This is a genomic window from Bifidobacterium sp. M3-N-101 (assembly GCF_023656805.1).
In the GTDB taxonomy this organism is placed as follows: Bacteria; Actinomycetota; Actinomycetes; order Actinomycetales; family Bifidobacteriaceae; genus Bifidobacterium; species Bifidobacterium breve.
Genome location: NZ_JAMOKQ010000006.1, coordinates 162,259 through 187,715 on the forward strand (window position 1 = coordinate 162,259; position 25,457 = coordinate 187,715).

The window sequence follows — 25,457 nt, forward strand, 5'->3', positions numbered from 1 at the left end:
TCACTACTCCTGTTTCGACGGTGACACTGTTGGCTATATTACCCGCTTATCGGCGGCAATTTGCCACCAGTCCATCGGAACCCACTGGGTGTCATTGTTTTTTCAGTCAGTGATGCGGTCAATCGGTGATGCGATAGGTTTGCGTATGGAAGTCGCAAGTGACCGCAGTGCCGTCCGCGAATACCGAACGCTGCACCAGCGGATCATCATCCACGAACTCGTGACGAACCAGTTCCTGCATGCCGACCCGCTCATGGAATGCAGCGACCGTATGGCAGCGTTCGATGTCGTTTTCCGTGCGAGCGCGCTGTTCGTCGTCCATGTCGCCGTCAACGCCGATGTATGCGGCATCGCGAATCAGGTATGGAGCTCCGCCGTTGAGCAAGGCGTACAGCATGTAATCGTCGCCGTTCACCACACGCTCCATCATCCATGGTTCGATAACGCAATCATGGTAGACGAGGTTATACAGCGGCACCGGCACACCTTGGCGCGGCTCGTTGGGTGAGCGCATCTGGAAGTCGTATGGCGCGTAATGGCAGAATATCAGGCTTGGCACTGCCCAGTCCGATACCTCTTCGGACGAGGAGAGGATGCCGTGCGAGAGCAGATATTCGAAGCATTCGGTGCGGCGGTCAAAGCATTCGCGGCGGGTCATGCGGTGTTCGGGGTTCGAGCATTCGTCGCCTTCGTTGCAGGTGAAAACATCCAAGTATGCACAGTCGAGCTTGATGCCATGCGCGGCAATCTGGGTGAAATTGCGGCGTACGTAGTCCGGTGCGAGCTCGGCGCACAGGTAGGTCTGGTGGCCGCCCGCCCAGCGTGCGTGTTCGGGCATCGTACCGTCTGCCAGCCGAATCGCATTGTTGGCATCAAAGGTTTGCGCGGTGAAGTAGTAATCGCGGTACTGGTCATGCGTGCCGAAAATATCGCCTTGCTCATGGCAGGCGTCGACCAGCGACTTCATGCCTTCCCAGCCGCCTGCCTCCTGACAAGCCGGCAAATAGTCGGGGTGTGCGTTGTCGTATCCGGGCTGTGCCCAACCATCCAAGTGCATGTACAGTCGGCCTGCACCCATGCTGTGCAATGTTCGCATTTGCTTTTCGCGCTGCGCAAAGGTGACCAATGAATCGTTCTTTTCGGGGTGGTCCTTGTCATAGTAGAACGAGTCGGGCTGCACTTTGGTTTTGATGCCGACGTGCACCCATGAACGACCAATCAGGTCGCGCACGGAGGGATTGCGCGCCGCCTTTTCGGCGAGCGTACGCAGGCGGCCGCGTTCATTGACATACGAGCGGTAGGATTTGCATACCGCCGTGTGGTCGGCGTGGTCGAGGAACTGGTAGCGTACCACGCGGCGATAATTCATTGTGCCGAGGCTTGGCTCAAACCAAGTATTGATATGGGTGTACGGGCCATTGCTGGGATGGTCGATGCCGTAACCGGCATTCCATGGAGTTTCGCAGATGGCGATATACCCGTGTCCGTCTGCGCGAAGCTGCGCGAACCACGGCATGTAACCGCCAGCCGTTTCGAAGCGGCCGTCGAAGGTGATATCTTTGGTGCTCACGGCGGTAGGCCATGTGTTGGGAATCATCACGCCCTGTTCGTGGGTAATAAGCGTCACGTCGTGGGAGTCGTCACGGTCGAAGGCGATTGCCGCAGGCCACGTCACACCGGTGACGGTCAGCCCTTGCTCATTGAGCGGAATCCATTCGAAGAGCACATCGCCGGAGGCGCGCTCCACCCATACATAGGTTTCAAAGGAGTATGCGCTGTGCCCAAAGCCGGTGAAGATGCTGCGAATGCCGGTTCCCGTGCCGGTTTCGCGTTGTTCGTGGGTGATGGAAGTGGCATCGGCGAACGCGAAGGTGCCTTGCGTGCATTGCAGGGTCGGCTTGAAATCAGCGCAGGTATTCCATTCGGCACCGTCGCGCGTAAAAGCGAACTGCATCGTTCGTTCATCGAATCGCACGGTAGTGCCGGATACGGTGAATTCCATAGTTAAAGTGCTCCTGTATGTTCTCGATTGCTCCCGCTTACGGGAGCGCGCCCATATAACAAGATTAGGGGTGGTCTGCTGTTTTGAGACCACCCCAGTCGGCTTTGCCGACAGCCCCCGCCAGCGGGGGGCTAGCGCTGTCTGTTTATTACTTACTACTTCTTGGTCAGTGCGGTGAACACTGGGCCGCCACCGTAATCGAATTCAACGCCGGAGACCGCGGAGGTGCTGGCTGCGGTGGCATTCTGGTTCCACAACGGGATAGCCGGAAGGTCCTGCAGCAGAATCTCCTCACCTTGCTGATAATACTTGTCGGCTTCCTCGGTGGACGGGGCGGAAAGAGCCTTGTCCATCATGGCATCGAACTCGGGGTTCTTGTAGTTGCCGCTGTTGCCGCCCTTGCCGTCGGCCGAACTGGAATCGTACAGCTGTACCAGATAGTTGTCCGCGGATGGATAATCAGGGCCCCAACCACTGCGGTATGCGGAGGTCATCTTGCCCGAATCCACATTGGACAGGAATTCGTCGGAAGTGGACATCGGGATGCTCTTGGCATCGATATCCAGCGTGTTCTTGATGTAGTTGCAGATTGCCTCAACCCAGTTCTTCGCAGTGCCATCAGCATTGTATGCAATGCCGAACTCACCGCTCCACGGGGAGATGGCGTTGGCTTTGGCCCACAGTTCCTTAGCCTTCTTCGGGTTGTACTTCAGCACTTCATTGCCCTTAAGGTTCTTGGAGTAGGCGCTGATTGGCGCTGCAATGAAGTCAACGGCCGGCGTGGACGTGTTGTTGAAGATCTTCTCGGCGATGGTTTTGCGATCGATGGACATGGAAATGGCCTGACGACGCAGATTGCCTTCCTCATTCTGGCCAAAGTGGTCAAGCCATTCCGGAATGGTGAAGGTGAGGGTGTTGCCACCGGGCTGATTGTAAGCCTTGATTGACTTATCGGACTGGAAGGTCTTCAGTGCGGTGGATGGGATGGCGTGAGTGAAGTCCAGGTTGCCGCCGCGCAAATCAGCGTAGGCGGAGTCCGGAGATGTGTAAATCATGAAGTCAAGGCCATCATTCTTGGCCACGCGATTGCCCTTGTAGTCAGGGTTCTTGACCATCTTGATGCTGCGGTTATGGCTCCAGGAAACAAACTTGTACGGGCCGTTGCCAACAGGGTTCTCACCGAACTTCTTCGGATCCTTGAACGCGGATTCCGGAAGCGGCATGTACGCGTGGCTGCCGGACTTGACCGGGAATGCGGAATCAGGCTGGTTGAGCTTCACATCGATGGTGTAATCGTCCACAACCTTCAGACCGGAGAGCGTTGCGCTCGGGTCAACATCCGACTTCTGCAAATCGTCATAACCCTGAATGGTGCTGAAGAAGCTGGCGCTACCCTGCTTGTTGGCACTGTTGGCGGTGTAGTTCCAGGCATCAACGAATGAATGAGCGGTGACCGGCGTGCCGTCGGTGAACTTCCATCCCTTCTTAATCTTGATGACATAATGCGTGGCATTGTCGCTGGAGGTGATGCTCTCAGCCACCTCGTTGTGAATGCCGCCCTTGACATCATAAGTAACCAAGCCTGCAAACAGCTGATCGACGACCTTGCCGCCGCCTGCCTCGGTCACAGCGCCTGGGAACAGCGGGTGTGCCGGTTCGCTGCCGTAGACGGAAATGATATTGGAGCCTGACGTGCTGCTGGCATTGCTGAATGAACCAGTCGATCCGCAACCGCTGAGCAGCATGACGATAGCCGCTCCGGCCGCAACCAATGAGGTGATGTGGCGTGTTTTCATAATTCTCTCCCACAGTGTTGTTATCGCGTTGTAGCGACGAAAGCCACCATAGGAGCTTCATATTAACCATGTATGCAATATTCTCGAAATATAGACATTACTTAAGAATTAAGGCAATATTGAATCCCAGAAACGCGAAAATCCCCTCCAAAGAGGGGATTTTCATACTTTTGTTAGGAAAGTATTCAGCGAGGCAGCATCATAGGGCGCTGGCTGGCCTTGATGGGGGCCGGCAGCTCGCTCTTTTCCTTGATGAGGTACTCGTCCACAGCGGAGGCGCAGGAGCGGCCTTCCGCAATGGCCCAGACCACGAGGCTCTGGCCACGGCCGGCATCACCGCAAACGAACACGCCATCCTGAGAAGTGGCGAAGTTATCGTTGCGGGCGATGTTGCCGCGCTTGTCGAGCTCGACCGGCAGCTGGTCGACCAGCGTGGTGGTATCCGGGTGCAGGAAGCCCACAGAGATAAGCACCAGATCGGCCGGAATCACGCGCTCGGTGCCGGGCTGGCGGGTGAACGGTCCGTTCTCGCCGGGAGCCACGTTCACAATCTTCAAGCCGGTCACATGGCCACGCTCATCAGCCACGAAGCCTTCCGCAGTAGCGGAGTCCTCAATGGTGACCTTGGACTGTTCCTCTTCAGAACCGACGAAGTTCACGGAATCGGTGTTGTACAGATATTCGCCGCCTTCGGCCATCGACGTGGTCTTCTGGTAGAGACGAGCGAAGGTAGGCCACGGCTGATTATCCGGACGGGAGGTCGGTTCCTTCGGCATGATCTGCAGCACGGTGACGGACTTGGCACCCTGACGGATGGAAGTACCAAGGCAGTCGGAGCCTGTGTCGCCACCGCCGATGACCACCACATGCTTGTCCTTTGCGGTGATGTCGTTGACGGGCTTGACGCCGAAGACGCGGCGAGTAGCATCTGGCAGGAAGTCGAGAGCAAAGTGGATGCCATCGAGCTCGCGGCCCGGAATCTTCATATCGCGAGGCACGCGGGAGCCAATAGCCACAACCACAGCATCGTAACGATCGCGCAGCTCATCCCAAGAGATGTCCTGGCCGATTTCCACATTGGTGCGGAAGCGGGTGCCTTCGGCTTCCATCTGCTCGATACGGCGGTCAATCAGACCCTTTTCGAGCTTAAAGTTCGGAATGCCGTAACGCATCAGGCCACCGAGAGCATCATCCTTTTCGTAGACAACCACGGTGTGGCCGGCGCGGGTCAGCTGCTGTGCCACAGCAAGACCCGCAGGGCCGGAGCCGACTACGGCCACGGTCTGATCGGTCAGGCGCTGCGGCGGTAGAGGCTTGACATAGCCGAGCCCCCATGCCTGATCGATGATGGTGACCTCATCATTCTTAATCATGGTCGGCGGCTGGTGAATGCCAAGCACGCAAGCCTGCTCACACAGTGCCGGGCAGATACGGCCGGTGAACTCCGGGAAGTTGGAGGTCTGAGAAAGACGGTTGTAAGCGTCCTCCCACTTGCCCTGGCGGACCAGATCATTCCATTCAGGAATCACATTGCCGAGCGGGCAGCCGGTCATACAGAACGGGGTGCCGCAATCCATGCAACGTGCGGCCTGTTCGCGAGTCCACGGCTGCAGACCGGATTCGGCGTGCACGTCGAACCAGTCCTTGATACGTTCCTCGATGGGGCGTTCAGCCAGCTCGCGGCGGGTACGGACTTTCAGGAATCCTCTTGGGTCGCCCATGTCAGCGCACTCCTTCCGTGACGTGCTCGTAAACCTCTTCCCAGGCTCCGGGCGAATTGAAATCGATGTTGTTGGCCTTGGCTTCTTCCATAGCCTTGGTCATGGCCAAGTACTGCTTCGGCACCACATGAGTGAAGCGCTTGACCGTTTCATTCCAGTCCTCAAGCAGGGCTGCTGCGAACTGGGAGCCGGTCTCTTCTGCGTGCTGCTTGACGAGATCGTGTACCAGCTTGGCGGTTTCGGCGTTCAGCGATTTGAACAGGAGGCTGCCGGATTTGATGGCGCCCGGGTTGACCTTCTTCATGTCGAGGTCAAGCACGTAGGTGTTGCCACCGGAGAAGCCTGCGCCGAAGTTGCGGCCGGTTGGGCCGAGCACTACTACAGTGCCGCCAGTCATGTATTCGCAGCCGTGGTCGCCCACGCCTTCCACCACGAATGTGGCACCGGAGTTACGCACGGCGAAGCGTTCGCCTGCACGACCTGCCACGAACATCTGGCCGGAGGTGGCACCGAAACCGGTGACGTTGCCGGCGATGACGTTCTCGTGCTTGTCGAAGGTGACGCCTTCCTCGGAACGCACGATCATGCGACCGCCGGACAGGCCCTTGCCGGCGTAGTCGTTGACTTCGCCGTAGATGCGCAAGGTCTCGCCACGCGGAATGAAGGCACCGATGGACTGGCCTCCGGAACCGTGCAGGGTCATGTCGATGGTGTCGTCCGGCAGACCTTCCTCGCCGTAGCGGCGGGTGATCTCGTAGCCGACCATGGTGCCGACAGTACGGTTGACGTTGCGAATCGGCATTTCGATGCGCACGGGCTCCTTGCGCTCAAGCGCCGGCTCGGCGAGCTTGATGAGCTCATTGTCGAGAGCCTTCTCGAGCTCGTGATTCTGCTCGATGGTCTGGTGCAGGATGGTGCCCGGAACCGGACCTGCCTGCTTCAGCACGTTGCTCAGATCGATGCCGTCAGACTTCCAACGCTTGATGGCTTCGTTCTGATCGAGGCATTCAACGTGGCCGATGGCCTCCTCAAGAGTCCTGAAGCCGAGCTGGGCGAGAATCTCGCGCACTTCCTCAGCGATGAACATGAAGAAGTTGACCACATGCTCAGGCTTGCCACGGAAACGAGCGCGCAGCTCAGGATCCTGGGTGGCAATGCCCTGCGGGCAGGTGTTCTTCTGGCAGGCGCGCATCATGACGCAGCCTTCCACGATCAGGGCTGCGGTAGCGAAGCCGAATTCCTCGGCACCAAGCAGGGCGGCGATGACCACGTCACGACCGGTCTTGAGCTCGCCATCGCACTGGACGACGATGCGGGAGCGCAGGCCGTTCAGGATCAGCGTCTGCTGGGTTTCGGACAGGCCGATCTCCCACGGGGTGCCGGCGTGCTTGATGGCGTTGAGCGGGGCTGCACCCGTACCGCCGTCATAGCCGGAGATAAGCACCACGTCGGCATGGCACTTGGCCACACCTGCGGCGATGGTGCCGACGCCGAACTCGGAAACGAGCTTGACGTGGATACGTGCCTTCGGGTTGGCCATCTTCGCATCGTTGATCAGCTGCTTCAGATCCTCGATGGAGTAGATGTCGTGGTGCGGCGGCGGGGAGATGAGTTCCACGCCCGGGGTGGCGTGGCGAACCTTGGCAATCCACGGCGGAACCTTGGCTCCGGGTAGGTGGCCGCCCTCACCAGGCTTGGCGCCCTGGGCGAGCTTGATCTGCAAATCGGTGGCGTGTACCAGGTAATCAGAGGTGACGCCGAAACGTGCGGATGCGATCTGCTTGATGCGGCTGTAACGCTGCGGATCGTTGATACGGTCGTCGGATTCGCCGCCCTCGCCGGAGTTGGAGCGTGCGCCAATCGAGTTCATGGCGATGGCGAGCGTCTCGTGGGCTTCCTGCGAGATGGAACCGTAGCTCATGGCACCGGTGGAGAAGCGCTTGACGATTTCGGTGGCCGGCTCGACTTCGGAGATGTCGATGGGCTTGCGGTTGTTGTTGAACTTCATCAGGCCACGCAGGGTCATGAGTCGGTTCGACGTGTCGTTGATGTGGTGCGAATACTTCTTGAACATCTGGTAGTCGCCACGGTGGGTCGACTGCTGGAGCAGGAAGATGGCCTCGGGATCGTTCAGGTGGTCCTCGCCGGTACGACGCCACTTGTAGTCGCCGCCAGTGCGCAGGTTGCGGTGCGGGGATGCGCTCCACTGGTTCGGGTAGGCCACGCGGTGACGAATGGCCACTTCTTCGGCGATCTCGTCAAGGCCCACGCCACCCACACGGGAGGTGGTGCCGGTGAAGTATTCGTCGATGACTTCCTTGCTCAGGCCCACGGCTTCGAACAGCTGTGCGCCACGGTAGCTCATGATGGTGGAGACGCCCATCTTGGACATGATCTTGAGCACGCCGGTGGACAGGGCCTTGGTGAGGTTCTTGACGGCGGTGTCCGCGTCGACCTTGAGGTAGCCGTTGCGGGCCAGGTCTTCCACGGATTCGAATGCCAGGTACGGGTTCACGCAGGCGGCACCGTAGGCGATGAGCAGCGCGACATGGTGAATCTCGCGCACGTCGCCGGCCTCGACGGCCATAGAGATCTGCGTACGGGTGTGGCGGCGCAACAGGTGGTGCTGCACGGCGGAGGTCAGCAGCAGGGACGGAATCGGGCCCCAGGTGTGGTTGGATTCACGATCGGACAGGACGATGAAGTTCTTGCCGTTATCAATGGCCTCGTCGATTTCGGCGAAGATCTCGTCAAGACGCTCCTGGAGGGCCTTGCCCCCGCCGGCGACCTGGTACAGGCCCTTGACCACGTACGGACGGTAGTAGCCGCCGAGGATACGGGCCTTGTCAAGTCGCTTGAGCTGGGCCATCTCATCAGAGTTGACCACGGGCAGCGGAATCAGAATCTTCTTGGCGTGCAGTTCGGAATCGGACAGCAGGTTCGGTTCAGGGCCGATGGCGGATTCAAGCGAGGTGACGATTTCCTCACGCTCCCAATCCAGCGGCGGGTTGGTGACCTGCGCGAACTTCTGGGTGAAGTAGTCGAACAGCATGCGGCTGCGGCTGGACAAGGCCGGCATCGGGGTGTCGTTACCCATGGAGCCGAGCGGTTCCTTACCGGTGTTGGCCATCGGGGTGAGCAGCAGCTTCAGATCCTCTTCGGTGTAGCCGAAGGCGCGCTGACGGCGCTGGACGGACTGTCCGGAGTGGCTCACGTGCTCGCGGCGGGGCAGGTCGCTCATCTCGACCGAGTTGCCTTCCACCCACTTGCGGTACGGGTGCTGGGAGGCGAGGGTCTTCTTGATCTCCTCATCGGGAATGATGCGGCCTTCGGCGGTGTCGACTAGGAACATCTTACCGGGCTCAAGACGGCCCTTGGACACGATGTGTTCCTGCTCGATTTCCGGAATCACGCCGGCCTCAGAGGCCAGCACGATGTAGCCGTCGTCGGTGAGCTGCCAGCGGCCGGGGCGGAAGCCGTTACGGTCAAGCAGTGCACCCACCTGAGTGCCGTCGGTGAAGACGATGTCGGCCGGGCCGTCCCAAGGCTCAATCAGCGTATTGTTGTACTCGTAGAAGGCGCGCACGTCCGGGTCGAGGTCGGGGTTCTTCTCCCACGCCGGCGGCAGCATCATGCAGATGGCGTGCGGCAGGGAACGGCCGGCGAGATGCAGCAGTTCGAGACACTCGTCGAAGGTGCCGGAATCGGAGTAGCCCGGGGTGGTGATGGGCAGCAGCGGCTCGAACTCGCCGAGCAATTCGCTGCTCAGGCGACCTTCACGGGCGGAGAGCCAGTTGCGGTTGCCCTGGATAGTGTTGATCTCACCGTTGTGGGCCAGCAGGCGGAACGGCTGAGCCAGCGGCCAGCTCGGGAACGTGTTGGTGGAGAAGCGGGAGTGGACGATGGCGATGGTGGCCTTCATGCGCTCGTCGTTCAGATCCTCGAAGAAGTGAGTGAGCTGCATGGTGGTGAGCATGCCCTTGTACGTAATGGTACGGGCGGACAGGGAAGCGAAGTAGACGCCTACCTCATGCTCGACGCGCTTGCGGATGCGGAAGGTCTTGCGATCCAAGTCCACGCCGGCCAGAGCACCGTCCGCAGAGGCGACCACGAGAGTCTTGAATCCCGGCATGGCGGCAAGGGCCTGCAGGCCAAGGCCGTCCGGGTTGGTGGGCACTACTCGCCAGGCGAGAACTTCAAGGCCTTCCTCGCGCACGATTTTGGCGATGGCCTGTTCCTGCTGACCGGAGGTTTCGATATCGCGGTCAAGGAAAGCGATGCCTGCGGCATAGTGACCGGCTTCCGGCAGTTCGGCGGGCACAGTGGCACGCATGAACTCATCCGGCATGCTCATCAGGATGCCTGCGCCATCACCGGTGTTCTCCTCGGCGCCGACGGCACCACGGTGATCGAGGTTGACCAGCACCTCGATGGCGTCGGTGACGATCTTGCGCTCGGGGCGCTTGTTCAAAGTGGTGACCATACCCACACCACAGGCGTCATGCTCATTGGAGGAGTCATACATACCGTCCGGAGCGTGGACCGTGAGATCGAGCGGGGCTTTGAATGTCACCGAAATCACCTCAATTGCTTGTGGGCACGTAAGGGAATCGTGCCTCTTCGTTCATTGCTGTTGACACAGTACCGTTGCGTCATGTCATTTACGTTTCGCGTGTCCATATACCGAGTCGCCATAAAAGTCAATAGTGATTCTCAAGCAATCTGTTATAGCCAATTATGGGGTGTTTCGGGCGTTTTAGCTCGCAATGTCTACTAGACCACAAAAAATTCGACACAGAAACGTCCGTATTGTGAACAGCAATCAACAGTTCGCTCAATGAATGTCGAGCAAACCGACGGAGGTGATCGCCGTCATACTGCATCATCATGTGCAGGCCGGTCACGAGGAACAGGTGCTACATCATGGTTCAGGCAAGCCGGTATTGGTCATCGGTAATCGCGAATCGTTTGTCAACATCAACTCCATGGATACTATATGCGCGCGAGGCGCAGCGGCGGCAGCGGAGCCTCTATGGCAGGCCGGCTGCCGGCGCTTCTTTGTACTGGGAGCGCCACACCCTGATGAGCAAAACACCAAGCGGAACGGCAATGGCAACGGCTTCGGTCCGCGACGACTGACCGCAATTCTGCAGCGCAGAGCAAGTAGTAATCGGGAAAAACCCCAGACCCTTCAGATCTCTCGTTCGGAAGCGCGTAGGCAAGGCTGCCCCTGCACTACTTCAATCTGGGAAGGTGGCATGTCGGCACCCGTACGCTTGGCCTGAATCTGCTCAAACAGCATGCGGAATGACCGCTCCCCCATGTCCAAGAAATTCTGGGTATAGCTGGTCAGAGAGGGTTCCCATAGGGCACCGAAATTACGATCGTCGAATCCGACCACGCTGACATCATCCGGCACACGTCGACCGGTCTCTCGCAAACCACGAATCACAGCGATCGCGGTTTCGTCACTGTCGGCAAAAATCGCGGTCGCCTCGCCACGACGGCCGAGTTCATGCCCCGCCTTGACGGCTTTCTCCAGATTGCCGTCGGATACAACAATGGGTTCGGGAGCCTCAATCCCCCGCTCCTCCAACGCATCTTTCCACCCATTGGCACGGGTGTTGTCAGTAGCTCCTTGCACCCGTCCAACGTAGAAGACGGTTTTGTGGCCGAGATCCAACAGGTGCATGGTCATCCAACGACCACCATCTCGTTCGGCGTTGATGATCTGGTAGTCGCCGTCGCCGAAACTGCCACCGACCACGACCTTCGGCATATCCTTGGGAATATAGTCAAGTGCCGCGATACCGGCCTGATCGTATTCGTAAACAACCACTCCAGCCGGTCTGATCGACAGACCCATGCGCACACGTGCCTCGACGGATTCCATGTCGGATTCATCCAGGGACACGATGTTGAGCAGGAATCGACGTTTGCGGGCGGCGGCCTCAACGCCATGATTCGTTTCGGAGGTGGAAAAGGCGGCGGGATTGGCAGCGAATACCACTACCGAATCCATTTCCCGGTTCGACAAGGCACGGGCCACGATGCTGGGTTCATAGCCCAGTTCCTTGATGGCTTTGGCGATGCGCGCACGCCTGTCCTCGGTCACATTGACCGTGCCATTGAGATAACGAGACACCGTGGGAGCTGAAACTCCAGCCAGCTTGGCCACGTCTTTGATTACCGGACGGGTGCGTCCCGTACTTCTCGCCATTGTTTTCGAGCCCCCATTGTTCGCCGACTCGTCTCAGTCGTTACGCTTCTCATACAAATGTACACGCAATATAACGGGTGCTGACTCCGTAGCATGCGCGGAACCAGTGAGAAACACCGAAGGTTGGCCGTATCTCTTGTATTCGTCATTGATATGCGTTATTCTGAAACCGGTTTCAGAAAGAAGCCAAAGAAATAAATCAAAGCTGCAAGGCTTTGACCAATGAAAGGAAACAGCCATGTCCTTCAAGGATTCCATGATTCGCGGTTTCGCTATGTACGGTCTGAGCTCCATGAGCCAGTACGGTCGCGCCAGCTCCAAAGTGTTCGTTGACCTCATGAAGGGTGACGACAAGGACGCTCGCTGAATCACTTCAGCACAGCGTTCCATATGAGATTGCACGTTATTAATGAACGTCAATCCCCCGGCGTCAATTCGCCAATTCGATAATTGAATATCGCAATAACTGAACGATAACCGGACAACGGCGTCCATATATACTTTTCTATTTCTTAGTGATTGTGAATTTCTCCAACCGGCATCTTCATTTCGTTACGCCGACTCCGCCCTATGAGTCGGTAAGCAAGAAATCTCCCGCTATGAAAAAGACATCCGACAATTGATGCCACTGTAATCAGAGGCAAGCCATGGCGTTGGCAGTGGCATCCGTGATTCTCCCCTGATTCCACTGCAATCGAGGACGAGCCGGTCAGATGCCGGCAAGGCCGAAGAACCGTTCGATAACCGAATCATTGAGCAGGCGCCCTCGGCGGGTGGGGATGACACGATTGCCGGATATGGTGATCAGACCTTCGTCAACCATCGGTCGAAGCGAATCGACGGCAATGGTCTGCCATGAAGTGTTCTCGTTGGCTGCGATGGCCTGATTGATGCGGCCGAGGTCAAGGCCTTCGCGCAAACGCAGGCCAAGCATGATGAGCTCTTCGAGGTTCTCCTCCGCAGTGATTGCCTCGCTATCGGCCCACGGTATGCGATGCTCGTTGATGGCAGTTCCCCACAGTCGCGGGTGCGCAATATCCCAGCTGCGCAGGCCGTGGGAGACGGGAACCACCCCCAGTCCGGCCTCCGCCGGACAGCCCCCGCCAGCGGGGGCGATGGCCTCGGTTGTGCCCCCGCTGGCGGGGGCTGTCAGCAAAGCTGACTGGGGGCGGTCAATCTCAGTCACATTGCTGTAATGAGAATGAGCACCCGGCCCTACGCCAGCCCAGTCGACATTGCGCCAGTAGCCTAGGTTGTGCTGGCTTTCGTATCCGGGGCGGGCCCAGTTGGAGACCTCATACCATTCGAGGCCGGCGGCGGCGAACAGGTCGTCAGCGATCTCGTATTTAGCGGCCTCGTCATCGTCATTGGGTTTGGGCAACGTGCCGGCGGCAATCTGACGGCCCATTTTCGTGGTCGGCTCCACGGTCAGTGCGTAGGCGGAGATGTGGTTCACGCCAAGATCGATGGCGGTCGTAACCGAGGTACGCCAATCGTCAAGGCTCTCCCCCGGAGCGCCGTAAATCAAATCCACGCTTGAGCGCAGCCCAGCCTTGTTCGCCGCATTGACGCCTGCGGCCACATTGGCCGGCGTATGTGTGCGGTCGAGAGTCTTGAGCACATGTGGTACGGCGGACTGCATACCGAAGGAAACACGGGTGAAGCCGCCGGCTGCGAGCTCATTGATGTAATACTCGTTGACGGTGTCCGGATTGGCTTCGGTAGTGATTTCCGCGTTGGACGCGATACCCCAAGTCTTGCGGATAGCATCCAGCATGGCTACCAAGTCACGAGCGGCAAGAATCGTGGGTGTACCACCCCCGAAGAATACGGTAGAAACCGGCGGCTCCGCGATGCCGTGATCGAGCTGCCACTGCTTGGTCAATTTCATTTCCCGAATGACCATATTGGCATAGTTGCCGCGCGAGGCCCCCGCACCAAGATCCGTAGCCGTGTAGGTGTTGAAGTCGCAGTAACCGCAGCGCCGCAAGCAGAACGGGACGTGGATGTAGACCTCGAACACTAGCCCTCGGTCTTCTGAGCGGCGCGGATCTTGTCTTTGGTATCGCGGTCGTTGGAGTCCTCGCCGGTGGACAGGGCTGCGATGAACGCCTCCTGCGGCACCTCCACATGACCGAGCATCTTCATGCGCTTCTTACCGGCCTTCTGCTTTTCGAGCAGCTTGCGCTTACGGGTGATATCACCGCCGTAGCACTTGGCGAGCACGTCCTTGCGCAGGGCGCGAATGTTCTCGCGGGCGATGATGCGCGAACCGATTGCGGCCTGAATTGGAATCTCGAACTGCTGACGCGGAATCAGGCCACGCAGCTTCTTGGTCATCATCACGCCGTAGCTGTAGGCCTTGTCGCGGTGCACGATGGCGCTGAATGCGTCCACCTTCTCACCCTGGATGAGAATGTCCACCTTGACCAGGTCGGCGGACTGCTCGCCGTCCTCATGGTAATCAAGGGAGGCGTAGCCTTTGGTACGGGACTTCAGCTGATCGAAGAAATCGAACACGATTTCGGCCAGCGGAATGCGGTAATGCATTTCCACGCGCTCGGTGGAAATGTACTCCATCGTGCCCATAATGCCGCGGTGGTCCTGGCACAGATCCATCACCGCGCCAATGAATTCCTTCGGCGTGATGATGTCGGCGGCGACCATCGGCTCGACGATCTTCTTGATCTTGCCGTCCGGGAACTCGCTCGGGTTAGTCACGTGGTGTTCGCTGCCATCCTCGGCGGTCACGTCGTAGGTGACGTTCGGGGCGGTTTGAATCAAATCAAGGCCGAATTCGCGTGACAGTCGTTCGTTGACGATTTCCATGTGCAACAGACCCAGGAAGCCGCAGCGGAAGCCGAAACCCAGAGCCACGGAGGTTTCCGGCGTGTAGATCAGGGCGGCATCGTTGAGCTTGAGCTTGTCGAGCGCGTCGCGCAGTTCGGGGAACTGGGCGTTGTCGATCGGGAACAAGCCGGCATAGACCATCGGCTTGGGGTCGCGGTAGCCGGGCAGCGGCTCAGTAGCCGGTCGGACGGCCGAGGTCAGGGTGTCGCCCACCTTGGACTGGCTCACATCCTTTGCGCCAGTAATGATGTAGCCGACTTCGCCGGCGCCAAGTGCCTTGGTACGGGTCATGTCGGGGCTGATCACGCCGATTTCGATCGGATCGTGGGTCATGCCGATGCCCATCATGTGCACTTTTTCACGGTCGTGCAGTTCGCCGTCTTCCATACGAATATAGGTGACGATGCCACGGTAGGAGTCGTAGACGGAATCAAAGATAAGCGCGCGGGCGGGCGCTTCGGGATCGCCGTGCGGAGCAGGCACATCCATGACGATCTGGTCAAGTAAATCGGCCACGCCTTCGCCTGTCTTGCCGGAGACGCGCAGCACGTCGCTTGGCTCGCAACCGATCAGGCCGGCGATTTCCTCGGCGTGCTTGTCCGGTTCGGCGGACGGCAAATCGATTTTGTTGAGCACGGGGATGATGGCCAAATCATGGTCGATGGCCATGTACAGGTTGGACAGGGTCTGCGCCTCGATGCCCTGGGTCGCATCGACGAGCAGCACCGCACCCTCGCACGCGGCCAACGCACGGGACACCTCGTAGGTGAAGTCCACGTGACCGGGGGTGTCAATCATGCCGAGCGTGTATTCGGTGCCATCGAAGGTCCACGGCACGCGTACGGCCTGGGATTTGATGGTGATGCCGCGCTCCTGCTCGATATCCATACGGTCAAGGAAGCGGTCGCGCATCTCACGCTCAGGCACGATGCCGCTCAGCTGCAGGATGCGGTCGGCCACGGTGGACTTGCCGTGATCGATGTGCGCAATAATACAGAAGTTGCGAATCACCGACTGATCGGTGGAACCCGGCTGATTGTGTTGGACGACCAACGCATTCCTCCTCTTGGCATATACTCAAACTTCACCTAGTGTAGCCGAGGGACTGTATTCGGCGTGGCATTGCACGGGTTTTTCCGGGGCACATGCTATCCTCTTCTATTTGTATGTCCTTATAACACACATCGTTTGGAGTAAACGTGGCAAACATTAAGTCGCAGAAGAAGCGCGTGCTCACTAATGAGAAGGCGCACCTTCGCAACGTGGCTGTGAAGACCGGCCTGAAGACCGCCATCCGCGCCACCCGCGAAGCCATCGCCGCCGGTGACAAGGCTGCCGCCGAGGCCGCCTACAAGGTTGCCGCCCAGAAGCTCGACAAGGCTGCTGGCGCTGGCGTGATCCACAAGAACCAGGCCGCCAACCGCAAGTCCGGCCTCGCTGTTGCGATCAACGCTCTGTGAGCATAAGCCTCTTAAGGTTTTAGAAAGTCCCGCAAGTCATGTGATTTGCGGGACTTTTTGTATCTTCGTTCAAAGAGGTACATTGGCATTCTTGCGAAATGATATCTCCGTTCAAGGGGGTACCGAATACGGAAAACCCAAGTATAAACACCGTCATTGCAACACTTATACTCACAACGTTTCGTGCTTTAGACACCTCTTTGAAAGTAGTTAGCATTCTGCAGAGGGCCAAATATACCTCTTTGAAGGCAGTTAGCCCTGAGATAGCCTTGAACCATCCTGAGGCGTATCCTCATTATCCACGGTATTAGCGTTACCTCGGCCACCTGATTGCTGAATATGCCGATTTTCGCTAGGCAAATACACATGTCGCCGTTCGATGGCACCGGGCAAGGTGACATTGAAACCGACCGAAAGCAGTCGCAATGCCACCACAATGATGACAATCAGCACATCAAGCAGCATTTCCGAGCGCATATCAAACCAGCCGTATCTCACGCCACGCCATACCAGTACGGTCAGAATGCAGCCGATGAACGAAGGTACGGCATAGAGATGCTTATCACGAATAATCATCGGTACGTCACCGATGAAGAGATCTCGAATAAGGCCACCGGCGAGAGCGGTGAACATGCCGAGGAATACGGCGGTCATGCCTGAAGATCCGTAGGCCAGTGCCTTGGCAGTGCCGTTGACCGCGAACAGACCGAGGCCCAAGGCATCGATGACAGTCATCGTCCATTTGAGTTTGGTGATTTCCGGATGAGCCACCACCGCGATGACGCCAGAGAACAGCGTGGTGAGTACATACCCTTTATCGGTGATGCCCACCGGAGGCAGGGCACCAAGCATTACGTCGCGCACGAGACCACCGCCGAGCGCGGTGAGCCAACCGCACACCATAATGGAAAAGATATCGTAGCCCTTGTGGATGGCGGACAGACCACCTGACAAGCCCCAGCACAGGATAGCGAGGTATTCGATAACCACAAAAACGATGTTGTTCTCCAACGCCACCTGCATGAGCCGCTCCCCCTCTTTATACCGCTTCGGTTCGTCTCAGTCCGTCTTCGTTTTGTTCTCTTTTATCCTCATTCGGCGCTGCCGTCCGCCGTGCCCGAGCCTACCCCAAGCCTTGCCCGAGACAGAGGAATGGGAGGAAAGCACACGGTCAAAGCATGAGCGAGCTAGGGAAAATAGGACCAATCTGCCAAGCACTGGCAAGTTAGCACCGTTGAGACATATGGAACGCTGCTAACCTGCCAGTCTTTGGCAGACAGCACCGCTAGGTGTAATAATCAAAATCAACAGCCACTCATGACCTAACCGTTGTTGATTTCTGATTCGATTTGAACAACTTTTTCTTCGATATCACGCAAGCGGTTGCGCAGCGCTGCCTCGATATCGATACCGTCGGTACGGGCCTCGCGCACGATAGCAAAAATCTCATCCGCGTAGGCATCGGCCTTTCCCCGTTCAACGGAATTGCCTCCGTTCGATTCGGATTGATTTGCCGCTTGGGTCTGCTCGACATCTTGCTGCGTGCTAGCCGAAGACGAATCAGCAAATGCAGCGAACAATTCATCAGCATTCGGTGATTTGGAGATGCGCGAGACTACCTTGGCGGCACGCGACAATGCACCTTGAGCCCGAGAAATACCTTCTAATATAGATTTACGATGCTTCTCCTGCTGCTTCATCTTTTCCCACAGTGCCAGCACGGCTTCCGGGGATTCGGATTGGGAGGCCGCTCCCCCATCTTTGCCGTCATCATCAGAGGAATCGGCAGCATCATCAGCCGCAAACACATGCGGATGACGGGTAATGAGCTTGTTCACCAGACGGTCGGCGACCTCATCAATATCGAACGGATCCTCGGCATCCGATTCGCAGACACGTGCCTGAAACACGGATTGCAACAACACATCACCCAGTTCCTCGCGCATATTGTCGCGGTCGTGAGTTTCCACCGCGTCAATGTATTCGTAAGTTTCTTCGAGCAGATTCTTGAGCAGCGACTCATTCGTCTGCTTGCCATCCCACGGGCAACCGCCCGGCGAATACAGCACATCCACCACAGCCTTGACCCGGTCCAACGCCGTCGCTGCCTCAACCACCGGCTTCAACTTCGAGCAGTGTTCGGAGCCTGCCGGTAGACGATAGTCTGAGTTATGGTATCCAGTCTCGTCACTGATCTTACTCATAGCTTTTTGCTCCTTTTCTCATCTGGACGCACCAGAACAAGCCTCCGCAACGCACAGAAACCTAAATCATATTATTTGTTGCGAAATATTGCTTCCCTCATCTGAATCTCTCCAGATACAGAATATTCTAGATACGCCAAGACCCCTTGGAATTGTTGCTGTTCCAAGGGGTCTTAGTCAGAAATAAAATGCGCTGTTTCAGCACACCTTCCACATCCAGTTATGCGGGTCTTCGACCTCGCCGAGCTGGATGCCGAGCAGTTCGTCGCGCAGGGCAACGGTCAGCTCGCCGGAGCCGCCGTCGGCGACGGTGACATCGAACTTCTCGGACTTGAAGCGACCAATCGGGGTGATGATGGCGGCGGTACCGCAAGCGAACACCTCGGTGACTTCGCCGGACTTGATGTCCTCGAGCAGCTGGTCGAGGGCGATCATGGTCTCGACTACGTCGTGGCCCTTGTCCTGCAGCAGCTGAATCAGGGAGCGACGGGTCACACCCGGCAGAATGTTACCGGTCAGGGACGGGGTCTCCACGTGGCCATCCTTGTGCACGGCCATCATGTTCATGCCGCCGAGCTCTTCGAGGTAGGTCTTGGTGGCGGCGTCCACAAAGCAGACCTGCTCGCAGCCGTTCTCGATACCCTTATACTCACCGAGCAGGGAGGCGGCGTAGTTGCCACCGCACTTGGCGAAACCAGTGCCGCCAGGGCCGGTACGGAACCACTTGTCTTCGACCCAGATGCTCACGGGCTTGACGCCGCCCGGGAAGTACGGGCCGGACGGGGAAGCGATCACGCAGTAGTCGACTTCCTGCGGAGCGCGCACGCCGAGGAAAGGCTCGGAAGCGAACATGAACGGACGCATGTACAGCGTGTACTCGCGGCGGGACGGCACCCAGTTGGCGTCGCGCTTGACCAGCGCGGCCACGGAACCGAGGAAGTCGTCAATCGGCAGCTCAGGCAGGTACAGACGCTTGGCGGAGTTCTGGAAACGCTCGGCGTTCGCATCCGGGCGGAACAGCCAGGTGGAGCCGTCGGCATGACGGTAAGCCTTGAGGCCCTCGAAGCACTCCTGTGCGTAGTGCAGCACGGAAGCACCCGGATCCATCTTGAGCGGTGCGTACGGTTCGACGCGGCGGTCGGACCAACCTTCGCCCTTGGTCCAGGTCATGTGGGTCATGTTGTCGGAGAACACCTGGCCGAAAGCCGGCTTGTCGATGAGGGACTGACGCTTCTCATCGGATGCGGGGTTGTCGTTCGGCAGTACGGTGAACGGTTCGGTGAGCTTATCGAGCGCTGCCGGATCGTGGTGCGTGTTTTCAGTCATTTGGCTACTTCTTCTTGACTTTGGCGGCACGAAGGCCACCAGATGGGGTATGTGCTGTGCGCTTGTGGCGCGAGCTCTGTTGCATACTTTTACACACCCATGTGTTGCCCGTGTGGCAGAGTTCACATGGTGAAAACAGAGGAACCCGTACCGTTTCCACGGTTACGGGTTCCTCTGTTGCAATTATGATTCAGATCGGCCGCCATGAAGACGACCGGTTTCATCACTTGGCGTCAGCGTCGGCGGCAGGAGCAGCGGCAGTGGCGTCAGCCGGAGCAGCAGCTTCCGGAGCAGAGGTGAACTCGGTGGCGTCCTCCGGAACCTCGATGGTGACGACGGATTCCTCAGCGTGCTCGACGTCCAGCTCGGCGCCTTCCGGCAGCTCGATGTCCTTGGCGAAGACCTTGGTGCCGTCGGTCAGGCCCTCGACGTTGACCACGATCTTCTCGGGCAGGTTGGAGATGTCGGCGCGAACCTTGAGCTCCTGAATGTCGACGAATGCCACTGCAGCACCCTTCGGGGTACCCTCAACGAACACCGGCACCTCAACGTCGATCTTCTCGCCGGCCTTGACCTCGAAGAAGTCGATGTGCTCGATGATGCGCTTGACCGGGTTCTTCTGCACGTCCTTGACAACGGCCATCTTAGACTCGCCGCCGAACTCGATGGTGAACAGGGCGTTGGTGTGGCGCAGAGCCAGGGTGGTCTCACGCATCGGCAGGGTCACGAAGGCCGGGTCGGCGCCACCGGCGTAAATGGTGGCCGGGATCTTGTTGGCAACGCGCAGACGGCGGGCAACGCCTTTGCCGAACTCGTTGCGGACTTCGCCTTCAAGCTTAATGGTGGTAGCCATATATATCTCCTTGAGAGTTTCGTTCATGGTGTTTCGGCGCATCAACGAGCCGTGAAGAAAACCCAAGAGGGTTTGCGAACCACACGCCGAGTCGATTACGGAAGCATGCGCCTCCCTCGCCAAGACAACATTGATGAATTATACGCACGCGCCGGACAATGGCGGCGACGGCCCGACGCGCCCCGCGAGAACCGTGACGATACTCACATGAGATTTTCCTCATGATTACTCCCGGAGCGAACATCAACGATGTTCATTTTCCAAAAAAACCCAGTGATACCAACGTTTCACAAGCCCCCCTCCGCCACTGTCCACGCATATCGAGGCGGGCCACTCTTCCAACTACGTTGTTGCTTGTTCGCCGCAGGGCGAACACAACAAGAGAGGAACGAATAGTACATGGTCAATCAACAGCATGGGGAAAACCGCTGGGTGCGCGCCGTTATTCCGGCGTTGCTCATTCACATCTCAATCGGCACCGTATACTGCTGGAGCGTGTTCAAACAACTGATCGCCGATCAGATGCACGTGGCGCCAGGCATCGTCGAATGGGGCTTCTCGCTTGCCATCTTCTTCCTTGGCATGTCGGCCGCCTTCCTTGGACCCTTCGTCGAAAAGGACATCAAGAAATCGGCCCTGATCTCGACGGTCTGCTTCGTCTGCGGATTCGCCGGCACCGGAGTCAGCATCGCGGCGGGATGGCTCCCCGGCGTGTTCATCTTCTATGGCGTGATCATGGGCATCGGACTCGGCGTCGGTTATCTGACGCCGGTGAAGAACCTGATGCTGTGGTTCGCCGACAATAAGGGTCTCGCCACCGGCATCGCCGTCGCGGGATTCGGTCTGGCCAAGGCCATCGCAAGCCCGGTCATGCAGTGGCTGATCTCCACCGTCGGACTGGCGCCCATGTTCTACATCCTCGCAGCCGTCTATGCGGTGATGATGCTGCTGGGATTCGCGCTGATCAAGCGCCCCGCCGGATACGTGTACTCCGCTGAGACCCGCATCCGTCGTCGCGACATCATGAAGAAGCCGGTGTTCTGGGCGATCTGGCTGGCCTTCTATCTCAACATCACCTGCGGTCTGGCATTGATCTCCCAGGAGAAGGACATCCTGCATGATGCGTTGTCCATTCTTCCGAAGTACGCATCGCTGAACGCGGCCCAGCTGGCCACGGCCATCGCGGGAAGCATCAGCGTCGTCCTGGCCGTCGACGCCGTGTTCAACGCGGCCGGACGTGTCGGGTTCTCCACGCTGTCCGACCACTGCAAGCGCCGTGAGACCGCATATCTGGTGATCTTCATCATGTCCATCGCGGTGTGCGCGCTGCAGATCTTCACGCATTCGATCGACAACGGCACCCTGTGGCTGATCGTGACGATGCTGTTCCTCGTCAACGCCGGATACGGCGGCGGATTCTCCACGCTGCCGGTGCTGCTTGAGCAGCACTTCGGCATGAAGTCGGTGTCGACCGTGCACGGGCTGGCTCTGAGCGCGTGGGCGTTCGCCGGATTGTCCGGCAACCAGCTGGCGTCCTTCGTCGTCTCCCATACGGCGGACGCGGCCCACCGCTACAGCGCGCTGATCCCGATCATCACCGTGCTGTACGCCATCGCTCTCGCGTCCATCATCGCCGTGGTGCTCGGCACGAAGGGCAAGCGCGCCGCCGCTCAATCGAACTGACCGGCTTTATGTGACCGCCCATTGATATGAGTGGGGGTGTCCTTCTTGCGAAGGCACACCCCCACTCATATTCTCATGCGGCAATGCGCGAACGTCGCGGCACCATCAGCTGATGAGCTCCTTGACCGCAGCGATCACGGCCTGCAGACTGGCCTTGGCGTCGCCGAACAACATCTGCGTGTTGCCTTCGAAGTACAGCTCGTTCTGGATGCCGGCATAGCCCATACCACGGCCACGCTTCATGACCACGACGTTCTGGGACTTGTCAACGTCGAGAATCGGCATACCGGAAACCGGGGTGCCAGGGCGACGGGCAGCCGGGTTGGTCACATCGTTGGCGCCCACAACCAAGGCCACGTTGGCCTGCGGGAACTGCGGGTTAATCTCATCGAGATCCACGAGCTCTTCGTAAGGCACGTTGGCTTCAGCCAGCAGCACGTTCATGTGGCCGGGCATACGGCCTGCGACCGGGTGAATGGCGTAGGAGACTTCCACGCCGTGGCCCTTGAGCAGTTCGCCGAGGTCGGCGAGCTCGCGCTGGGCCTGGGCCTGAGCCAAGCCGAAGCCGGGTACGAAGATGACCTTCTGCGCGTAAACAAGCTGAACAGCCAGATCGTCGGCAGTGGTTTCCTTCATGGTGCCTTCCGGACCGTCGCCAGCAGCGGCGGCATCGGAGCCGCCACCAAAGCCACCGGCCAGCACGGACAGCAGCGGACGGTTCATGGCCTGAGCCATGAGAATGGATAGGGTCACACCGGCGGAACCGACGAGCGCGCCGGCCACGATCAGGGCGACATTGTCAATCGCCAGACCGGACATGGCCACGGCCGTACCGGTGCAGGCGTTGAGCACGGAGATGACGACGGGCATGTCGGCGCCGCCGATCGGGATCACGAAGACCAGGCCGTAGCACAGGGCGAACACGGTGGTCAGGATCGACCAGAGCAGTCGCTGCTCGGGCTGGACGCACAGCATGACAAAGCTGGCGATGGTCAGCACGATGAACAGGATGTTCCACACGCCCTTGCCCGGCATGGTGAGCTTCTTGACCCACTTGATGCCCTGCAGCTTGCCGGCTGCGATCAGCGAGCCGGTGAAGGTCACGGAGCCGATGAGAATGCCTAGGCCAGCGGTGATGAGCACCACGATGTCCGGAGTGCCTTCCTTGGTCAGGATGTCGTTCAGGGCCACGAGCGCGGCGGCGCCACCACCCACGGTGTTGAACACGGAGACCAGCTGCGGCATGTCGGTCATCTTCACCTTCTTGGCAGAGACGACACCGGCCACGGCACCGATCAGGATGCCGACGACCAGCACCACCACGGCCACGACGTTCACGAAGCCCTTGGCGAAGAGCACGATGAATGCCATGAGCACGGCCACGACCATGCCGAACGCGGAGATTTGGTTACCCTTTCGGGCGGTCTTCGGCGAGTTCATGAAATGCAGACCGACCACGAACAGGACGGCGGAGAACAGGTAGACGAACCATGCGACGATGTCGATGGCTCCAACGGTCGCGGAGGTCATTACTTCGACTCCCCCTTCTTCTCGTTCTTGCTGGACTTGAACATCTCGAGCATGCGGTCAGTGACCACATAACCGCCGACGACGTTCATGGTGCCGAGCACTGCGGCCAGGAAGATGAACACGTAAGCCAGCGGGGTGTTGGCCTCGGCGGCCACAATCACCACACCGACAATAACGATGCCGTGGATGGAGTTTGCGCCGGACATCAACGGCGTGTGCAGGGTGGCGGGCACCTTGCCGATGACCTCGATACCGATAAGCAGCGCGAGGACGAACAGGGTAATGGAAACAACGAGAGTAGGCATAATATTCCTTCTTCCTTACTTCTCGGACTGCTCGGACTCGGCGGCAGCAGCCGGAGCCCCTGCGCGGCCGGCGACCACCAGTGCGTCGTCGAGCTCTTCGGTAAGATCCTGGCCGAGCTTGCCGTCACGCACGAAGTGCACGAGTATGTCAGCCACGTTACGTGAAAGCAGGTTGGACGCGGTGGTGGCCACACCGGAGGCCAGGTACGGGGCGCCAATCAGCTTGACGCCACCCTCGGTGACCTGTTCGCCTACGGCGGACCCCTCGACGTTGCCACCAAGATCAGAAGCGGCGCAGTCCACAATCACGGCACCGCGCTTGAGGCCGTTGACACCGGCCGCAGTGAGCAGCACCGGAGGCTTGCGGCCCGGAACCTTGGCGGTGGTGATGATGATGTCGAAGCCAGCGGCCTTCTCATCGACAGCCGCCTGCTGCTGGGCCTGCTCTTCGGGGGTCAGCGCACGAGCGTAACCACCCTCGTCCTGGCCCTTGGAAAAGTCAAGTCCCAGATCAAGGAACTTGGCGCCCAGGGATTCGACCTCGCCTTGAGAAGCGGGACGCACGTCGTATGCAGTGACGACCGCACCAAGGCGCTTCAATGTACCGATGGCCTGCAGACCGGCGATACCTGCACCGAGCACCAGAGCCTTGGCCGGGCGAATCGTGCCGGCAGCAGTGGTCATCATCGGCAGGAATGCGCCATAGGCATCGGCGGCGGTGATAGCGGCCTTGTATCCCATGACGGAGTTCTGCGAGGTCATCTCATCCATGGACTGGGCGCTGGAAAGCTTGCGGGGCAGCTTCTCGATGGCGATACCAACCAGACCGGCCTGCTCGAGTGCGGCCACGTAATCGGCGTCGGTAAAGGAACCGAGCATACCAATCACCCACTGGCCTGCCTTGAGCTTACTCATGATATCGGTGGACGGACGGTCCACGAAACCGAGCGCGTCGGCTTGAGCGAGCACTTCGTCACGGCTGGTCACCTTTGCGCCGGCCTTTTCGTAATCCTCATCGGTGTATTCGGCGGCAATGCCGGCACCGGCCTCAATAACCGAGGAGACTCCACTCCTCTTCAGCCGGGTGACGATATCCGGCGTCAACGCGACGCGGGATTCCGTTTCAGACGTTTCATTCAAAACGCCGAACACCACGGTGGCTTCTGGGTTTTGCGCCATGAGAGCCCTTTCTTGTTCTACTTTGAATGGACATGGTTATCCAAGGCGCAATTGTAGCCGAAGAGTGAAGGATATGGGCGATTCGACTCGTTAGGCGGAACAATCGGGGCAAAAGACCCGCATTTTTCGTCTTCGCATCCCTGCTGCGTCAACTCGATTGGATGACATCTAGGCAGTAGTCGAACGATCTCCAACCACTATCGGCAGTCTGTTACCCAACAATCAGAGCGTCAGTGTCCATCCACCACATAGAACCTCCCAAAACCTACGGTTGCGTAGGCTTTTCCTACGGTTGCGTAAGGTGACGAGTTCGATGTGAACGATTACA

Annotated in this window: 17 protein-coding genes; 3 read left to right on the top strand and 14 right to left on the bottom strand. The window is 58.6% G+C overall.

What is annotated here, in order from left to right:
* Positions 1–118 precede the first annotated feature (118 nt).
* From NBH12_RS06365 to NBH12_RS06385, 5 genes are all read right to left on the bottom strand, one after another.
* On the bottom strand, positions 119–2,002 hold the full coding sequence (locus NBH12_RS06365; protein ID WP_065505520.1) for a DUF5696 domain-containing protein: 1,884 nt from the start codon (positions 2,000–2,002) through the stop codon (positions 119–121).
* Positions 2,003–2,157: 155 nt separating this feature from the next.
* A complete protein-coding gene (locus NBH12_RS06370; RefSeq protein ID WP_015438771.1) occupies positions 2,158–3,798 on the bottom strand; it encodes a peptide ABC transporter substrate-binding protein in 1,641 nt (546 codons plus the stop codon).
* 185 nt (positions 3,799–3,983) lie between these two features.
* Entirely contained in the window at positions 3,984–5,519 is a 1,536-nt protein-coding gene (locus NBH12_RS06375; RefSeq protein WP_025301265.1) for a glutamate synthase subunit beta, read from the bottom strand.
* A 1-nt stretch (position 5,520) separates the two neighbouring features.
* Positions 5,521–10,092, bottom strand: a complete 4,572-nt coding sequence (gene gltB / locus NBH12_RS06380; RefSeq protein ID WP_250819291.1) for a glutamate synthase large subunit — start codon at positions 10,090–10,092, stop codon at positions 5,521–5,523.
* 618 nt (positions 10,093–10,710) lie between these two features.
* Positions 10,711–11,739: a LacI family DNA-binding transcriptional regulator gene (locus tag NBH12_RS06385; RefSeq protein ID WP_015438766.1), complete on the bottom strand. Its 1,029-nt coding sequence runs from the start codon at positions 11,737–11,739 to the stop codon at positions 10,711–10,713.
* A gap of 238 nt (positions 11,740–11,977) precedes the next feature.
* Here NBH12_RS06385 and NBH12_RS10855 point away from each other — a divergent pair, with 238 nt between their 5' ends.
* Positions 11,978–12,106 carry a hypothetical protein gene (locus NBH12_RS10855; protein WP_258538327.1) on the top strand — a complete coding sequence of 43 codons (129 nt, stop codon included), beginning with the start codon at positions 11,978–11,980 and terminating at the stop codon, positions 12,104–12,106.
* A 342-nt stretch (positions 12,107–12,448) separates the two neighbouring features.
* Here the strand turns inward: NBH12_RS10855 and hemW are convergent, their stop codons facing one another.
* Positions 12,449–13,762, bottom strand: a complete 1,314-nt coding sequence (hemW, locus tag NBH12_RS06390; protein ID WP_250819292.1) for a radical SAM family heme chaperone HemW — start codon at positions 13,760–13,762, stop codon at positions 12,449–12,451.
* Positions 13,762–15,642 (bottom strand): translation elongation factor 4, encoded by a 1,881-nt coding sequence (gene lepA / locus NBH12_RS06395; RefSeq protein ID WP_065464714.1) that lies wholly within the window; start codon positions 15,640–15,642, stop codon positions 13,762–13,764. Before lepA ends, hemW begins: the two co-directional genes overlap by 1 nt.
* Positions 15,643–15,788: 146 nt before the next feature.
* Between lepA and rpsT the strand changes: the two genes are divergently transcribed.
* Complete coding sequence (gene rpsT / locus NBH12_RS06400; RefSeq protein WP_003829276.1) at positions 15,789–16,049, top strand: 30S ribosomal protein S20; 261 nt, start codon at positions 15,789–15,791, stop codon at positions 16,047–16,049.
* Between the two features lie 252 nt (positions 16,050–16,301).
* Here the strand turns inward: rpsT and NBH12_RS06405 are convergent, their stop codons facing one another.
* From NBH12_RS06405 to NBH12_RS06420, 4 genes are all read right to left on the bottom strand, one after another.
* Complete coding sequence (locus NBH12_RS06405; protein ID WP_003833274.1) at positions 16,302–17,072, bottom strand: trimeric intracellular cation channel family protein; 771 nt, start codon at positions 17,070–17,072, stop codon at positions 16,302–16,304.
* A 299-nt stretch (positions 17,073–17,371) separates the two neighbouring features.
* A complete protein-coding gene (locus NBH12_RS06410; RefSeq protein WP_250819293.1) occupies positions 17,372–18,253 on the bottom strand; it encodes a nucleoside triphosphate pyrophosphohydrolase in 882 nt (293 codons plus the stop codon).
* 198 nt (positions 18,254–18,451) lie between these two features.
* Positions 18,452–19,579: a branched-chain amino acid aminotransferase gene (locus NBH12_RS06415; protein ID WP_003829272.1), complete on the bottom strand. Its 1,128-nt coding sequence runs from the start codon at positions 19,577–19,579 to the stop codon at positions 18,452–18,454.
* A 223-nt stretch (positions 19,580–19,802) separates the two neighbouring features.
* Positions 19,803–20,432 (bottom strand): 50S ribosomal protein L25/general stress protein Ctc, encoded by a 630-nt coding sequence (locus tag NBH12_RS06420; protein ID WP_014483788.1) that lies wholly within the window; start codon positions 20,430–20,432, stop codon positions 19,803–19,805.
* Between the two features lie 399 nt (positions 20,433–20,831).
* Between NBH12_RS06420 and NBH12_RS06425 the strand changes: the two genes are divergently transcribed.
* A complete protein-coding gene (locus tag NBH12_RS06425; protein ID WP_016463063.1) occupies positions 20,832–22,115 on the top strand; it encodes an OFA family MFS transporter in 1,284 nt (427 codons plus the stop codon).
* Positions 22,116–22,220: 105 nt separating this feature from the next.
* Here NBH12_RS06425 and NBH12_RS06430 read toward each other — a convergent pair whose 3' ends face one another.
* The 3 genes from NBH12_RS06430 to NBH12_RS06440 are packed head-to-tail and all read right to left on the bottom strand — an operon-like array spanning position 22,221 to position 25,129.
* Positions 22,221–23,645, bottom strand: coding sequence for an NAD(P)(+) transhydrogenase (Re/Si-specific) subunit beta (locus NBH12_RS06430; RefSeq protein ID WP_025221644.1), 1,425 nt, complete (start codon positions 23,643–23,645; stop codon positions 22,221–22,223).
* Positions 23,645–23,950 carry an NAD(P) transhydrogenase subunit alpha part 2 gene (locus tag NBH12_RS06435; RefSeq protein ID WP_003829267.1) on the bottom strand — a complete coding sequence of 102 codons (306 nt, stop codon included), beginning with the start codon at positions 23,948–23,950 and terminating at the stop codon, positions 23,645–23,647. Before NBH12_RS06435 ends, NBH12_RS06430 begins: the two co-directional genes overlap by 1 nt.
* A gap of 15 nt (positions 23,951–23,965) precedes the next feature.
* Positions 23,966–25,129 (bottom strand): NAD(P) transhydrogenase subunit alpha, encoded by a 1,164-nt coding sequence (locus NBH12_RS06440; RefSeq protein WP_250819294.1) that lies wholly within the window; start codon positions 25,127–25,129, stop codon positions 23,966–23,968.
* Positions 25,130–25,457: the final 328 nt, after the last annotated feature.